Source organism: Dyella acidisoli (assembly GCF_030160295.1).
Classification (GTDB): domain Bacteria; phylum Pseudomonadota; class Gammaproteobacteria; order Xanthomonadales; family Rhodanobacteraceae; genus Dyella_B; species Dyella_B acidisoli.
Genome location: NZ_BSOB01000003.1, coordinates 22944 through 38526 on the forward strand (window position 1 = coordinate 22944; position 15583 = coordinate 38526).

At 60.8% G+C, this 15583-nt stretch carries 10 protein-coding genes; all 10 read right to left on the reverse strand.

What is annotated here, in order from left to right:
* Position 1 precedes the first annotated feature (1 nt).
* The 10 genes from QQJ86_RS00655 to tssK all read right to left on the reverse strand — a co-directional run bounded on the left by QQJ86_RS00655 (position 2) and on the right by tssK (position 15506).
* A complete protein-coding gene (locus QQJ86_RS00655; RefSeq protein WP_284318960.1) occupies positions 2-1999 on the reverse strand; it encodes a ShlB/FhaC/HecB family hemolysin secretion/activation protein in 1998 nt (665 codons plus the stop codon).
* 395 nt (positions 2000-2394) lie between these two features.
* Positions 2395-2628 (reverse strand): hypothetical protein, encoded by a 234-nt coding sequence (locus tag QQJ86_RS00660; protein WP_284318961.1) that lies wholly within the window; start codon positions 2626-2628, stop codon positions 2395-2397.
* Positions 2625-3002, reverse strand: a complete 378-nt coding sequence (locus QQJ86_RS00665; protein ID WP_284318962.1) for a Tse2 family ADP-ribosyltransferase toxin — start codon at positions 3000-3002, stop codon at positions 2625-2627. The genes QQJ86_RS00660 and QQJ86_RS00665 overlap by 4 nt, the downstream gene beginning before the upstream one ends.
* A gap of 64 nt (positions 3003-3066) precedes the next feature.
* Complete coding sequence (locus QQJ86_RS00670; protein ID WP_284318963.1) at positions 3067-3387, reverse strand: hypothetical protein; 321 nt, start codon at positions 3385-3387, stop codon at positions 3067-3069.
* A complete protein-coding gene (locus QQJ86_RS00675) occupies positions 3384-7019 on the reverse strand; it encodes a protein kinase domain-containing protein (protein ID WP_284318964.1) in 3636 nt (1211 codons plus the stop codon). Before QQJ86_RS00675 ends, QQJ86_RS00670 begins: the two co-directional genes overlap by 4 nt.
* A gap of 9 nt (positions 7020-7028) precedes the next feature.
* Positions 7029-7739 (reverse strand): PP2C family protein-serine/threonine phosphatase, encoded by a 711-nt coding sequence (locus QQJ86_RS00680; protein ID WP_284318965.1) that lies wholly within the window; start codon positions 7737-7739, stop codon positions 7029-7031.
* Positions 7736-9316, reverse strand: a complete 1581-nt coding sequence (gene tagF / locus QQJ86_RS00685; RefSeq protein WP_284318966.1) for a type VI secretion system-associated protein TagF — start codon at positions 9314-9316, stop codon at positions 7736-7738. Before tagF ends, QQJ86_RS00680 begins: the two co-directional genes overlap by 4 nt.
* A 6-nt stretch (positions 9317-9322) precedes the next feature.
* Positions 9323-12847: a type VI secretion system membrane subunit TssM gene (tssM, locus tag QQJ86_RS00690; RefSeq protein ID WP_284318967.1), complete on the reverse strand. Its 3525-nt coding sequence runs from the start codon at positions 12845-12847 to the stop codon at positions 9323-9325.
* Between the two features lie 5 nt (positions 12848-12852).
* A complete protein-coding gene (gene icmH, locus QQJ86_RS00695; protein ID WP_284318968.1) occupies positions 12853-14166 on the reverse strand; it encodes a type IVB secretion system protein IcmH/DotU in 1314 nt (437 codons plus the stop codon).
* The gene (tssK, locus tag QQJ86_RS00700) at positions 14163-15506 is read right to left on the reverse strand and encodes a type VI secretion system baseplate subunit TssK (protein ID WP_284318969.1); all 1344 of its coding nucleotides are present in this window, start codon (positions 15504-15506) and stop codon (positions 14163-14165) included. The genes icmH and tssK overlap by 4 nt, the downstream gene beginning before the upstream one ends.
* Between the last annotated feature and the right edge of the window lie 77 nt (positions 15507-15583).

Genomic DNA, 15583 nt, shown 5'->3' on the forward strand with positions numbered 1-15583 from the left:
ATCAAAACGTCAAGCCCATACGTCCGTATACGTGGTATCCGTGACGGTCCGTCGCTTGCTGACTGCCAAGCGGAATCGCACCGTCCAGATGGAATTCGAGGTGGTGGAACTGCGGCAGGCGGAAAATGAAACCAGCGCCCCAGCCACTGAAATTGACCGGTGGCGTGCCGTGCAGATCCGCGCCAGCCGCGAAACCGCGCGCGTAATCGAAGAAAGTTTCCAGTTCCAACAGTTCACGCCATGGTCTGGCGTAGAACGGCGAGGTGACGTTGCCGAAACCCGGTGCATCCACGTGGTATTCAACCGATGTGTAATAGCCGCGATCCGTCAAACCATCGGCAATGGGATAGGCGCGCACGCTGTCCGGACCGCCGATGACGAACTGCTCCATCGGCACCAGCGCATCCGGTGTCCATTGACCGTTGAACTTGAAATACAGACGCTGTGACTGCGTGAGGAACTGCAAGCGCGTGTAGCCGATCTTTGCCACGGTGAAGTCGTGCGCGTGTTTGGGGCTGACTAGATCCGGATCGTGTGTCTGGTCGTCCAGCGACTTGCGCACGCTTACCTGCAACAGATCGACGCCTTGGAAACGTCGATCGGTATGGTTCATCGCATAGGAAAGTTCGAGCAGGTTGAACTTCTCGTCCGACAACTGCAGACCCAGCGTGCTCAACTTCGATTGCTCGCGGATCACGTGCAGCGACGTCTGCATCTTCATGTCGTCGGTATTGATGAACTTCCAATCACTGCCGGCGTAATACGTGGTCGTCGGGCCACGCACTTTCAGCGCCGCAAAGCCGTCGGAACTGATCTGCAACTGGCTGCGCGTGCCGCCGAGAGTCATGCTCAAACCGGGCACCACCACCAGCGGCGCGGTGTAGTTGAGCGAGCCATACGCGTTCTGGTTCGGGTCGAGCGCATAGTTCGCATTGGCCGACAACGTATCGCCAATACCCAGCGGGCTGTTCCAGGTGACACCGCCTTGCACGCGATAACGCCCGGTGAGCGGCGTGCCGTAGTTATCAGCGCCGGTGGTGAACGTGAAAGGCATCGGCGCTTCGCGCGCCACCATCACCAGATCGGTGTCGCCGGTCTGACGACCCGGCTGGAACGTCGACGCCACCGATACGCCCGGCAGATCGCGCACGTACAGCAGTGCCGAGTCCACCGTGCTCTTTTGCAGCGGCTCACCCTTGAGCTGCTGGGCAGGTGCAGCGATCACGCTGGCGTAATAACGCTTGTTGCCTTTGACGATGATGCGACCGACGCGACCTTCGAGAATCTGGATCTGTACTTTCTGGTCATTGCCGATCGTCTGCGCTGGTAGGAATGCGCTGGTCAAGATGAAGCCGGCTTTACGGTAACGGTCGGTAACCTTGTCCGCCACACCCTGCATCTGCGCGAACGTGAGCATCGCCGGCTGGTCGGCGCTGCCGCCCAGCTTCTTGTACTCCGCATCGGCCATCGCCTGGATGGTGTCGAACGTGATACCCGCATCGGGATGATCACCCACGCCATCGACGTGAAAACCGCGTACGGCGATGCGCTGCGCTGCTGCGTTGCCTTCGCGCTCTTTCACTGGCGGTACTACGCCGCTCTCGCTCGGCGCCGAGGCCAAAGCAGCGGTGCCTGCTGCGGTGGCTGCGGGCACCGCGCTGGCGGCAGCTTCGGCATTACCGCTGCTAGCTGCATTCGCGCCCGCTCCAAAACTGTAAGTAACGAACTGGTCGGCTAAATAGGCATGTGCCTGTGGATAGCCGGCCTTGTTCAATGCTGCAGTGATGCGATCAGCCAATGCCTGCAACTGCGCATGCGTGAGCGCGTTTGCATTGCCGGCTGTAGCCGCTGCTTTCTGATATTCGCCGTCGACGATCTTCTGGATATCCGGTGACGATGCCGGTACCCCGCTTACTAGGATGTTCTGCGCAGCCGCGGGAGCGCCACCTTGCGCCCACGCCCTGCCGCCACCCAATGCCAAAGCCAATGCTGCTGCCATGCATGCAATCCGCACGATACGTATCCTCTGAATCGAAACGCGGTGGTGTATATGGGTCGGGAGAGCGCTCATGCGCTCCCCTTCAATCGACTTTTTCTAAACGGAACCCCTTGCTGCGGAGCGCACGCTTACCTTGGTGCGTCCGTTTGTCCCCCATGCGCCCGCCAATGAAACGTGGCGCGTGTCTGCCTATGATGCCTCCATTCGATACCGTGTTCCAAGTCGCGCTTTTTACTTTCCTAATGTTGTTGCGGCATTACTCTTGCTTTAAATCCCGTCGCCCGTAAGCGGGGTTGCAAACCTCAACATCGCCGTGTTTGAGAGCTCGCCAGGTTGGGGTTGGCAACTCTACCTACGTCCTTGTTCCGACAGCATAAGCCTGCCTATGTATGGTCTTAGAGGGGCGTGCGGGAGAAGTTGGTTACACCTGCTCCGAATACCGGAAGAGCGGCCTCTTTGACCTTATTGATCAACAATCGCAAGGCAATGAGATCGTTGCCATAATCGGCAACTTCGTCATCATCCTTCGATGTTTCACAGATATGCGCCCATTTCGCATCCAGCTCTGCGAGGGCTTCGAGGATCAACTGTGCCTCACCGGCAACCAAGGGCAGTTCGATCTGTCTCACGCCATCTTTCCTTCTTTCTTGAACACGCGCGTTGCTTTGAGGGCAAGTTCTTCGAGCAGCCCTTTGTATTTATCAACAGGCATGTTTTGAGCGGGGGCTATACAAAAATGATGGGGTCTGTCGTTGACGAGCTTCAGGCCAACGGGCAATGGTGTGTTAGGAGGGAAACGCCACACCCATCCTGACATAGGAGAAGCCATGACGCCTTCCTTGTCAAAGACACTTATGCCCTTTCCGTTAGCGATGACGACGACAATACCGTTCAGGTCTGTTGTGTCCACGTCCCTAGGGCGAACATTCGACAACCTTGGGTTGTCGGTATTGCCTAAACGGAACACTTCCTCAGGAACAAGAAAAAACTCGCGATTGATCATTCTCAACCCTCCATGAGTAGCTTATTTGTTCGATAACCACCTCATCTGAGGTGGTGGGTGGTGCTCATCTCATCTTCAGCAACCAATACAAAATCAGCACGCACAGCAATACGCCAATAACCACCACCGTAATCAACTTCCACGCGGCATGCCGCGGCGGAAACAGGCCAGGCAACACGTCGCCATCCGACACCGACGCAGGTTCATGCGAACTGACCGCCTGACGCACGATGACATTGCGCGCGGTGACTACGTGGCTTTCCAATAATGCCCCGAGCAGATGACGGCGCCGCGACCGGTATTCCTCGCGGCTGATGCGGCCCAGGCGATGAGCATCGTCCAATGCATGCAGGCTGTGATTGATATGGCGTTCGCGTTCGTTCATTTGAGCTCTCTCAACACGCGGAAGCCCACATCTTTTTGCGCCGTACCGCTATCGTCACGACGGCTGTTCACCGTGCAATCGGACCAATAGCTGTTGTAACTGCCACCGCGCACTGCCACGCCACCGCCTTCCGTGACCCATTCCCACACATTACCTGTCATGTTCACCAAGCCCCATGGATTGGCCTCGCGCCCGCGCGCCGAAATCGGTGTCCCTGCACTATCACCACTGCCGGCCGTAGGCGGAATGCAGTTGCTGTCCGACGCTTGCGACCAGCTCCCGCCCGCCTTGGCGGCGTGCGTCCATTCTGCATCGGTCGGCAGCCGGTACACGTAGCCGCCGCTGGCCGAACTCAGCCACGCCGCATAAGCCTTGGCCTGGGTCAGGCTGATGTTGCTGATCGGCAGGCTGCTGCCGTCCGGGTCGTCCACCGGCTTGGCCGAACACTGGCCGGTGGCGCTGCAGAAACGGTTGAATTCACCGACGGTGATTTCGGCACGCGAAAGCGCATAGGCCTTGCCGCCACTTACGCCGGGTATCACCACCAGCGGCGGGCCACGACGCTGGCCGAGCGCGTCGGAACAGACTTTGCCCTTGCCGATCAGATCAGGCTGATTGCAGGGATCGGAACTGGGGCCGGCCGGAGTCGCCGGCGCGGTGGCATTGGCGGTCGTTGCCACGCCAGTATTGGGCGCTGTGGTTTTGCCGTTCGCCCCAGGTTTCGCGCCCGTACCGGGCACGGCCGTTGGTTGCCCTGGCGTGTTGGTGGCGGGCTGGCCGGGATTGGTGGGCGATGGTGTGGCCGACGGTGTCGTGGCAGCCACTTCGGCCGGCTGCATGGTGGCGAGCAGATCGGCCAGCGTGCCTTGCAATTGACCGCGCTGTTTCAAATCCGATTCCAACTGCTTCAAACCATCCGGATCGGCCTTGCGTGCATCGGCCAGTTGCTTCTTCATGCGATCCAGATCGGCAGCAGCCACCGGCTTGCCACGTGCGTTCATCACCGTAGCGAGCAGGTCGTAGCGCGCTTTGGCATTGCGTAGATCACTGCGAGTGCCGAGCGTCTTGATGCCTTTGGTCAGTCCATCGGAAGCTGCCTGGTAACGGCCACGCTGAATCGCGTTGTCCGCCTGACGCAAGTAGGCATCGGCCAGCAGTTGCGGGCCGTCCTGAGTCAGGAATGGATTGTCCGGTTGCAAGGTGCGGATGCGCGCCAGTGCCTCTTCTGCCTTGCCGATATCGTTGGCCGCCGCGGCGCGCTTCATCGATTCGATGCGCGAGGTCACTTCGGCTGCGGCGCTTTCCTGATTGAGCTGCGCTTCTTGCTGCTGCAGCAACGTATCCAGGCGACCGCGTTGCGCGCGTAGTGCGCTCGATTGCGGCGCATATTGCAAACCAAGGTTGACCAGGTTGCTGGCCTGCTGCAATTGCAGCGGATCGGTCTGCGTACTGGCCTGCGTCGCGATGGTTGCGGCGAGGCTGTCGACCAGCTTGCGCGTATCGGGCGAATTGTCGTTGCGCAGCGCACCCATCGCATTGCTTACCGACTGCTGCCAATCCGCGCTCACGGCAGGCTTGGCGATCAAGTCAGCCAGCGTCTTGCGTGCTTCCGGCAGGTTTTGTTCCGGCTGCGTTGCTGCCACGGCTTGTGTTGCGTTCATGCCGACCAGTTGCGCCTCGCGCTGTTTCAAGCGTTGCGAATCCGGAAATAGCCGTGTGGCCAATGCCAGTTCCGACTTGGCTTCGTCGACGCGGTTGGCGCTCATCGCATGGCCGATGGCGATGTCGTACTTCAGCTCCAGCTCGGCGTTCTTCAGCAAGGCGCTATGCGGATCGATGGCACGGATCTGGGCCAGCGTTTCCACCGCATTGTTAGGCTGGCTCTCGAAGATCGCCCCTGCATCGATGCGCTGCGTGAGCTGCGTGTCGAGCGTATTGAGCAGATCGTTCTTCTGTTCCTCGATCGCCGTGCGCTTGGTATCCAACGTGGGTGAATACAGTTTCAGCTGATCGCGCAACTGGAACACGTGCTGTGTACCGGCATAGTTGTAATGGTTCTGCGTCGGATTCCAATAGCTGTCGATGCGGCTGAGTAGATAGCTCTGGATCGCATCGCCTTGGTCGAGCACGATGCGCTTGCGCTCGTCGTCGCTCAAGCTATTCAACGCCTGCGCGGCCTGGTCTTCGTTGGCGTAATGATCGGGTACATTGAGCGAGAACCTGCCGACAATGCTCGCTACGTGCTGGTTGTGCAGGTAATGCGTCAATCCCCAGCCGGCACCGACCAGCAGCACCAGCGCACCGCCGCCATACGCCAGCTGCGGTCCGATGCGCTCACGCAGACTCAGCTCGCGCAAGCCTTCGACCAAGTCGACCGCATTTTTCAGACGCTGCTCGCCATGGAACGCGACGGCATCGCACAATGCTTTGTATTGGCGTTTGGTCAGGCCGGGCACCAGCGGCGGTTTGCGGCCTTCGCGCAGGGCCACTTCTGCACTGACTTTGTCGAACGGATGCTTGCCGGTCAGCAGCTCGAACGCGACGCAACCCAGCGCGTAGATGTCATCGCTGGGCGTGGGTTCCTTACCCTGGATCATCTCCAGGCTGGCGTACGCCGGCGTGAGCGCGCCGAGCGTGCCTGCATCGAACAGCGTCTGTTCGCCTGACGCATCGCTGGCATGTTTACCGGCGCGGGCGATACCGAAGTCGAACACCTTCGGCACGCCATCGCGTGTCACCATCACGTTGCCGGGCTTGAAGTCCGAGTGCACGACGCCCGCGCTGTGCGCACGCTTGAGTGCCCAGGCCATACCTTCGATCAGCAGACGCGCCTGGGACAGCGGTAGGCCGTTATAGGCCTTCTCGCGAATCAGTGCCTTGAGATCCTGGCCGTCGACGTATTCCATCGTCATGAAAACGATGGTGCCGTCCTTGTCGAAGTCGAACACACGCACGATGTTGTCGTGCGCCAGCAATTGCGAGCGGCGCGCCTCGCGCTGCAGCGCAATCAGCGAATCGGGATGTCGGCGGAATTCGTCGTTCAGCACTTTCACCGCAACGTAAGGATCGCGGTCGCGCGCCTCCACCTTGCGTTCGTCGCGCGCCAGGTACACCACGCCCATGCCGCCGCGGCCAATTTCCCGCTCAAGCAGAAAGCGGCCTTTGAGCAGCATGCCAACCGTGGCGTATTCACCGCCTTCGACCTGCGATATGCGCTGCCAGGTGTCGCGATTGGAACTAGAGTTGCTCGTGTTCTGTTCGGTATGCGCAGGCCCGGTAGACGTTGGGCCTGACGCTGGTTTCACCACCGTCGCTTCGGCGTCCGACGAAGCGGGCGCCATCGCCGGCTTCACCTGCGTTACTTCGGCCGATTCCGTACCTGGTGTCTTGACCAGCGTGGCATCGTCAGACGATGGGCTGGCAGGCCGCTGTACCGCATGCAGCTTGGCAATCAGCGCACGGGCGATATCCGGCGACAGCGTGCCCTCTTCCAGCATGCGTTCGAGCAGCGCGATGTCGGCACGGTAGTCCTCGTCAGGCTGCGAACCACGCTCGGTCAGTGCTTGGAACAGCTCCGGCAGCTTGCGTCGGCGCGCGTTGAAGTCGTCGATTAGTTCAGCGAGGAAGCTCATGGTGTGCGGTCAATCCTGCAGCCGCACGATCACGGCGGAAATGTTGTCGCGGCCAGCGCGGTTCAAAGACAGCTCAAACAACCTGGCCAGCAGCATCTGTGGATCGGTGTTCGTGCGGCATTCCTGATCAAGCTCCGCATCCGACAGCTCCTTGTTGATGCCGTCGGTGCAAAGCAGGAACGCCATGCCAGGACGGCTGCCGGCCACGACCCAATCGACGAAGAGATGTTCTTCGGCACCGATCGCACGCGTAAGCACGCCGGCACCCGCCGGCTGCGACTGGCCGATCTGTGTGACGTCGTTCTTCAAGCCATGCACGTGATCGCGCGTGATCTGCTGCAAATGCCCGTCTTCGAAGCAATAGGCACGGCTGTCGCCCACCCAGCCGCAGAGCACAAAATCCTTGTCGTGCACCAGCACCACGACCGTGGAACCAATGACATCGACGTTGCGTTCCTGTGCTGTATGGCGCAGATCGGCGTTGACTTGAACCAGCGTGTCTTCGATCGATTCGACGAAATCGAACACGCTTTCAGGGCGTGGCAAAACGCGCAGGCGCTCAACGATCATCGTGCTGGCGTAATCGCCGGCCGAGTGGCCACCCAGGCCGTCGGCCACCACCCACAGGCCGACATCTTCGCGCACGAGCACTGCATCCTCGTTATGTGCGCGAACTTTGCCGGTGTCGGTGTGGCCGACGGATTCATAGCGTAGCGTCATGCAGTCACCTCGATCACAGCCAGCGGCCAGTGCGCTGGTTCGCTGCCCAAACCGGCCGCACTAGCGATGCGCGCACGCGCGTCATCGCAAGAAGGCATGGCCAGTGCGCGCGCATACACATCGGGCGGAAGCTGCACCAAGCTTTGCGTAACCATCAGCAGCAGGCGATCGCCCTCCTCCACCGCGCAAACCACTTCGTCGCACAATGGTTCGGTCGGACCGCCCAGGCCGGAAGCCACCGGCGCGGCGCGCGTGAACAGCAGGTCGTCGAATTCACCGCCCAAGGCGTCGCCGCCTCCCTCTGCCACAGCTGCACCGGTTGCAAACAGTGATTGCAGACTGCCACCGCGCCAATGCCATGCTGCTGCCGTGCCGATGCGCAGCAGATTGGCCCAGCGACGGGTGATGTGTACGGCGATCACTGAGCCGTCTTCGGTCACTGGATTGATCAAGTCTTCGCTGCGGTCGCGCAACGAGGGATGCAGTGCGAGCAGACGTTGACGCAACATCTGCAAACCGCCGGTGAGATGCTCGGCGTCCAGTTCGTGTGCGATTTTGTTGGCCGCAGCGGCGGCCTGCCTGCGCGGATCGTGCCCGCCTTCGTCCGCCGCCACCACAGCCAGCGCAACGTCGCCGCGATAGACCGTGGACGCGCTGCCGTTTGCCTTGGGCTCGCTCTCGTCGGTCGTGCCGGAAGCTACCGCCATGGATACTGGCGGCACCAGATCGGCAAACAGTTCGCTTAGGTCATCGGGCAACAGCTGCTGCGATGGTGCTGGCGTTGCGACATGAGAGGCCACCGATACGTGCGCAGCATGATGAGGATGATGATGCGGCGACGGCGGCTCTTCGAACACACCCAGCGATTGCCAGCCTTCATCTGCATAATCTGCATCGAGAAAGCCTGCATATGCCGCTGGCTGCGGTAAGCCACGCGTAACCAGCACGCTGGCCGGCACATGACCACCACCTTGCGTCCACCACAAGCACCAGCCATTGCCGCTGGTGCTGATGCGTGTCCACAGATCGGCAAGAAAAGCACTATCGCTACGCATACGCGGCAACGGTAACCGCCATTGCACCGCGTTCCACCAGGCGATGTGCTCCACGCCGTGCACATGCGTGCCGGCAGGCGCAGTCATCGGCATGTCGGCCAGCGCGAGCAGTTGTGTGTCGAACGCTTCCACGCCAAGAGCTGCAGCCTGCGCAGCTATATGCACATGTTCGATTGCGGAGAACCACGCATCGCCATCGCGTAGCACATGCGCGACGTTCGCCATGTCATCCCAAGGCGTGGCAATCACCATCGGAAAACTGCGACCGACGCGATCGTTCGCCGGCCCCATCACGCCGACCCACGCAGCGTCTGTGCATACGCCCGGCGACAACAGAAAGCGCCAGGCCGGGCTGCTGCGATACGCGTGCTGCCATGCGTCGCCCAGCGCGACCTTGCTTTCGTTCACCGCACGCTCGAAGTGCCGATCCCAGGCTTCCACGAAAGTCGACGGCAGACGTCGCTGGACGAAATCGCCCGCGCCCGGAAGCTTGCCGAAGAAACCCGCCCCTGTCGGATCCATGCCGCCTTATCCTCCGCACCTGAAACGCTGCACAGCGTTATTAAGGAAAGGATTCTTCAAGTTGTCGGCTTGCACCGTCACTTTGGCGACATGGCCGCCGAAGTTGAACGTAGCCAGGTAACGCAGATCCGATTGCCGCTGCAGATTCGCGGCCTGCATCGCATGGAAGAACGCCCAATCACCCTGATAATCGAATGTGCTGAGCAGGTTACCGCTGCTATCCCATGCGGAAATCGTCACGTGACCGGGCTGCGGTCCCGGCCATTTCATGCCCATGCTGCTTACACCGCCCGCCTGGTATTCGAACTTTTGCCCGTCGACGGTCACCGCGAACTTGCCGATACCCGCATCCAACGATGGCGCCACCAAGGTGAAATCCACCTCCGGCGTGGCGCCGTTGTTGCGGAAATACATCTGCTTGATGGTGTCGGCCAGCTGCATCTGCGCCAGCATGCCGGGCGAGCCGCTCACCGCGCCCGGGCCACTCTTCCACTTCCAGGTGGCACCGCTGGCGTCGACCAGCTTGTCCAACGTCTGCTTGTAGAAGCTGTCGAAGCGTCCGCCGTAACCAAACATCTCGCCGAAGTTCTGCAGCGGAATGTCCTGAGCACTATTGGGCGCGAAGGGATAACGGCCGCGCGTGAAGCTGGCGCAATCCTTGCCGACGCCCTGTTGAAACGCGTCGCCCAGCGCACCAGTGGTGCTGGTGGCGACCAGTGCTTCGCTCTTGCCGGTCAATGCGGCCACCCAACCCGTTACTGGCGGCGGCAACTGCGCGGCCTCCTGCTGCGCCATCAGCAATTGCGGATTGGGTTGTCCAGCAGCATTGCTGAAGTCGTTCATCGTCAGCAGGTTCTTGCTTAGCTGATCGAGCACGCTCAAGGTGTGATCAATCGGCGTGCTGCCAGGTGCACCTTCAGTCAGCTTGTCGAGCGTATCGAAGTGCGCGCTGATCTCGTCACCAGGCTTGGCGGCAACCTTCGCCTCTCCGCTTCCATTGACGCCCGCATTGGCCAGTGCACGCATGACTGCGCTCTGCTCGGCCCGCTTTTCCGCCACCTTCTTCAGCGCGCCTTCCGCCTTGTCGGCATCAGTTGCCGGTGGCGCGCGCATCAGGTCGTGCGTGTTGTCGCGCACCAGTGCGAGCAGTGATTTCAGCGGCGAACTGGGGCCGGATAGCTTGGCCGCCGTTGCGCTGGCATCCTGGATGTTTGCGATGGGCTGCAGCTGCAGATCGTTGAGCAGTTCGTCCCAGACCTTGATGTAATCAGTCTCGTACAGCGCCAGCACCTGTTGCGCGAGCTTGGCCTGGCGAATCGCATCGATCTTGCCGGTGCCAAACACCCAATCATCCTGCGTGAATTGCTTAACCGCTTGCTCGATACCCTTGTTCACCTGCATCGCAAACACGGGTTGCGTGTAGAGCGCTGGGATCGGCTCCGACAACGCTACCCCACTGCGTCGGCGGAACACGTTGCCGAGCAAACCTAGCTCCTTGTCCAGTTGCAGCGGCGGATTGTCGGCATTGTCCGCGTTGAGCTTCATGCTGCCGTAGATCAGCGTGGAAAGATCCGCGGTGCGCAGCGTGCTGCGCGCCTGCTCCACCATCGCATCATCCAGATGGATGGCTCGCAGTTGCCCTGGTTCGCTGACCAACGCGTGGAAGTGCTTGTCGAGTGCCTTCTGCAGCACCGGATCTTCCGGGAAGATCTTGCGCCATTCGATATCCGTGAGCGCCACCAATTGGTCCGCGTTCTGATGCTGCGGCTCGCCGAGCATCAGGTAGCCCTTCAAGTAGTAATACAGCGCTTGCGGATCGCTGGCACTACTGGTCAAGCCCGTACGGAACTGCGAAGCCACGCCTGGCAGTAGCAACCCGTTGAGTTCGCGCACATACGCTTCGTGCACTTCATTGCCGACCGCGTTGCCTTGATACAGTCCGAAACGCATGGACAAAGGCACGTCGCCGTTGTGCTGCTGCGCCACGTCCTGCACGCCAGACAAGCCTTCCAGACGCGACAGCACACGCGCGAAATAATCCTTCTGCGAGGTTGCATCGGACACGTCGCTGGTGGCGGGATAGCCCTTCAAGGCATCGCTCACCTGCCCCAAGTAAGTGCTGTTTCGGCTGTAACTCTCGGTGAAGCCGGCCAGCAACAGCACCGTCACCACCAGCACGCCCAGATACGAGGCAGCTTGCAGCAAGATTTTCTGCCGTTCCAGCTTGGGATTGGTGCCCGCAAAGCCCGATTCGCGGAACAGCACGTCCTTCAGCAGACGCTCCACGAAGAACGTGCGCTGCTGCGCGCCCGGTGCATGCACTTGCGCTGCATCCAGCCCGAACGTGCGCGCCACCGCCGCCATCATGCGATCGATCGGCGTGCCTTCCTGCGTACCCGAGGTGAGATACACGCCACGCAACAACGGCGGCGTGCCATAGGCGTAGCCGGTGAACACGCCTTCGATGAACTGGCGGAGCGTTTCGCGCAGTGCATTAAGTTGCTGTGGGAACGAAAGAATAGCCGCGCGCCGGTTCGGATCGCGTTCCGCATGCAGTCGACTGAGAATGCGCGTATGCAACCGGTTCAACAGCAGCTCGAATTCCCCGACGAACTGCTTGGCCGACGTACCGTTCATGGTCTGCTCGACCGGGAACGACACGCCCCATACCTGGCTGCGCAGTTCGGGACTGAGATCGTCGAAGAACTCGGTGAAGCCGGCGATGAGGTCGGACTTGGTCAGCACCATGTAGACCGGCACGCCGATACGCAATTCGGTCGCCAGTTCGTCCAATCGACGGCGGACCGCCTGCACATGCTCCTGCATGCCGTTCTGATCCAGCGTGAGCAGGTCGGACATGCTCATCGCGATCAGCACACCGTTGATCGGCCGGCGCTTGCGATATTTGCGCAACAGCTTCAGGAATTCGCCCCACGCCGATGAGTCCGCGGCTTGATCCGAATCCTGTGTGGTATAGCGACCGGCGGTATCCAGAAACACCGCTTCGTCGGTGAACCACCAATCGCAATTGCGCGTGCCGCCAACGCCACGCAGCGCCTGTTTGCCGAAGCGATCCGACAGCGGGAAATTCAGGCCGGAATTCTGCAGCAATGTGGTCTTGCCGGACCCCGGCGGACCAATCACCACGTACCACGGTAAGGTGTAGAGATTGCCGCCGCGTTTGCTCTTGCGCAGCGTATCGACCGCTTCCTGGAAACGTCCCTGCAATTGGGTGCGTTCGGCCGCGCTGCGCTCATCGCGCTCGCCGCCGGCTGGCTTGGCATCTTGCGAAGCCAGGTCACCGGACATCTGCGCAGTCTTCTTGCGTGCGCGCAGTTGCGCAATCTGCAGCCAGATCGCCCATATCGCGAGGATCACGATGATCAGCACCAACCGCGACACCGGGCTAGCCAGCGGTTGCGAATCGCCAATCCCCAAGTACGGACCGCCCAGCCAGATCAGGATCGACAGCAGGATGATGCCAACCAACGCAATGAACCAACCGGATTTGAACAGTGCCAAGATCTTCACAGGGTTCAATCCTCCGGAATGAACATGATTTCCACGCGCCGGTTACGCGTGCGGTTGTCGGGTGTATCGGGCGGCAGCGCAATGGGCTGCGACGAACCCGCACCGCTCGATTCGATGCGGCCGGGATTGTCCAGACCTTGGCCGAGAATCTGCGCAACGCTACGCGCACGTGCGCCGGACAGCTCGAAGTTGTCCTTGTATTTCAACGAGCGCACCGGTTGATCGTCGGTATGCCCCACGACGATCACACGCCCCTGCACCTGATTGAGCGCAGCGGTGATCTTGTGCAGCAAGGGAATCTGATCGGCCCCAACGTCGACGCCACCGGAGGGGAACATGCCGGTGGCGGCAAGGCGCACCATCGCCTGTCCATCGGGTTTTTCGTCCACCGTGAGCTGGCCGGCCTGCTCTTCCGGCGACAGCAATTGCTTGAGGCTCTTGCGCGCTGGCTGCGGTTGGTGCGCGTTGTCCGGCGGTGTACCGTTTTCCAGTCCGATGCGCGCAAGCTGCCCACTGATCGGCGACGACATATCGTTGAGCCGCGTGTAGAAAAACAGAAATGCAACGAGCAGCACCACAGCCGCACCCGCGGCGATCACCCACAGCGGCACGTAACGGATCAGCGGATTGCGGCGATCCTCGATTCCGCGCCAATGCGGCGCCAATTCGTCCGCCGGCTTGGCGCGTTGCGCCTGGATGCGCCGATACAGGTCTTCCTGGATGTCGGCAAGCTTGGCTCTGCCGCCTGACTCGATCTGGTAACGGCCGGCGAAACCCAGCGCCAGGCAGATGTACATCAGCTCGATCAGGTCGATGTGCTTGGAAAAATCCGCGCTCAGGCGTTCCAGAATCTGGAAAAACTTAGCGCCGCCGTACGATTCGCTATGGAAGGTGACCAGCAACGTTTTCTGCGCCCAACCGCTGTGCTCGCCCCAGGGCGCATTGAGCACGGCTTCGTCGAGCATGGTACAGAGCACGTAGCGCGCGGCCAGGATCGTTTGTTGCGGAACGTTGGCCGTCTCCGCCAAATTTTCAAAGCGGCGCATTTGCGCGACCGCCTGCTCACGCAGATGCATGGCATCGGGCTGCACCACGCTATGGCGCAATTGCACGGCCAGCAGCAGCAAGGGGCTGGCCGCCTGCACCAACGGATTCGCACCACCTTCCAGGAATTGGTTGATTTCCGCGGGCGGCGCATACGAGGGAGCCGGCGCGCGCGCAGCGGAAGGTGGCGGTGGTGCAGCAGGTGTAGGGGCTGCACCGCGCGGACGCACGATCGTGGCGTCGCGCATGTCGTCATTGGGGCCGTTGGTGCTCATGTTCCGCCTCTGATTGCCCACAGTTGCAGATCAAGCCCGGCGAATTCCTCGCCGAAGTGGAACGCGATGCCGCCGGACGTCTTCAACATTCGCCACATCTGCGAATTCTTGTCGAATTCGAAATACAGGAAGCCCGCGTTGTACGGAATCTGTCGCGGCGCCACCGGCATAGGCGCTACCCCGATGCCAGGCAACTGCAAATTGACCAGGTCGCGAATCTTTTCCACAGGGCCGATCTTCGACTGTGCAGGCAGTTGACGACGCAGGTCTTCCGATTTCATGTCGGACTTGGCGGCGAGCACGAAGGCCGCAGTGTCGAGCAAGGTGAGATCCGGCACCACCGCGACCCACACACCGAACTTGCGCTGCTGCAACGGAATCGGCGTGGCGGTCTGTTCCATTACGGCGCTCAGGCTGTTGCGCAACGCTACGATGACCGGCTCGAAACTTTCGCGCAGGAATTCGTGCCGATAGGGCGGAAAGGCCGGCGCACGCTTGCCCGGTGCAGTGAACGTAGCCAGCTCGCCGGCCATCCCTACCGCAATGCGATAGAGATCTTCCGGATGCACAATCGGTGCGGCCGCGAGATGTGCAACCAGCGGTTGATAACGGTTCACCACTTGCAGTAACAGGAAGTCGGCAATTTCCGCTGCACCACCACGATCGGTGACCGCGACGCGACTGGCTAGCGCTTCACCGCGCTGATGCAGCAAACCAAGCAATTCCGTAAGGAAAGTGACGAGCCGCGGTACTGCCTGGCAGCTCTGTGCAGTGGGCATGAACGTTTCATCCAGCACCACGCGCCGGTCGGCGCGACATTCCACGATACGCGTCAGCGGAATGTGCGCCAGGCCTTCCATCGGTTGCGATTGCGGCAACAGGCGGCTGCTCATGCCGCCTACTTCGAGCACAGTGATGCCATCCATGCTGCCGGAGGCGTCGCGCACTTCAGCTTCACGCACGCGAAAGCGGAACAGTTTTTCCTGCGGCGCTTCCGGACGTCCACTATCGGGCTGCGTGGGCGAACGCAAAGGAATCGTGAGGTAGACCGTCTGATCACGCCAGTTTGGATCCACTTCCAGCGCGGGCGGCAAAGGATCGTCGTTGGGCATGGAGAACGGCGTGCCATCGGGAAAGATACCGCGCGCACGCTTGATGCCGAGCTTGCCGATCGCTAGCAGGTCAGCTTCCAACTCCAGTTCGTGGAAACCCCATGCATACGGACGCAAGCCGCCTGCACGCAGTTCCACGAAGCGCTCCATGTAGCGCTCCTGCTGCTGCAAATGCTGGGGCCTCAGGAACAGCCCTTCACTCCACACCACTTTGTTGTTTTGCGTCATGTATCCGGTCCGTCTGTTTATTCCCTCTCCTGTATGAAGAGAGGGCAACAACCTTGCGTTGCCGTCATTCCCGCGAA

Coding starts and splice junctions, on each gene's coding strand:
- QQJ86_RS00655 (WP_284318960.1), bottom strand. CDS start 1,999: ATGGCAGCAGCATTGGCTTTGGCATTGGGTGGCGGCAGGGCGTGGGCG.
- QQJ86_RS00665 (WP_284318962.1), bottom strand. CDS start 3,002: ATGATCAATCGCGAGTTTTTTCTTGTTCCTGAGGAAGTGTTCCGTTTA.
- QQJ86_RS00670 (WP_284318963.1), bottom strand. CDS start 3,387: ATGAACGAACGCGAACGCCATATCAATCACAGCCTGCATGCATTGGAC.
- QQJ86_RS00675 (WP_284318964.1), bottom strand. CDS start 7,019: ATGAGCTTCCTCGCTGAACTAATCGACGACTTCAACGCGCGCCGACGC.
- QQJ86_RS00680 (WP_284318965.1), bottom strand. CDS start 7,739: ATGACGCTACGCTATGAATCCGTCGGCCACACCGACACCGGCAAAGTT.
- tagF (WP_284318966.1), bottom strand. CDS start 9,316: ATGGATCCGACAGGGGCGGGTTTCTTCGGCAAGCTTCCGGGCGCGGGC.
- icmH (WP_284318968.1), bottom strand. CDS start 14,166: ATGAGCACCAACGGCCCCAATGACGACATGCGCGACGCCACGATCGTG.
- tssK (WP_284318969.1), bottom strand. CDS start 15,506: ATGACGCAAAACAACAAAGTGGTGTGGAGTGAAGGGCTGTTCCTGAGG.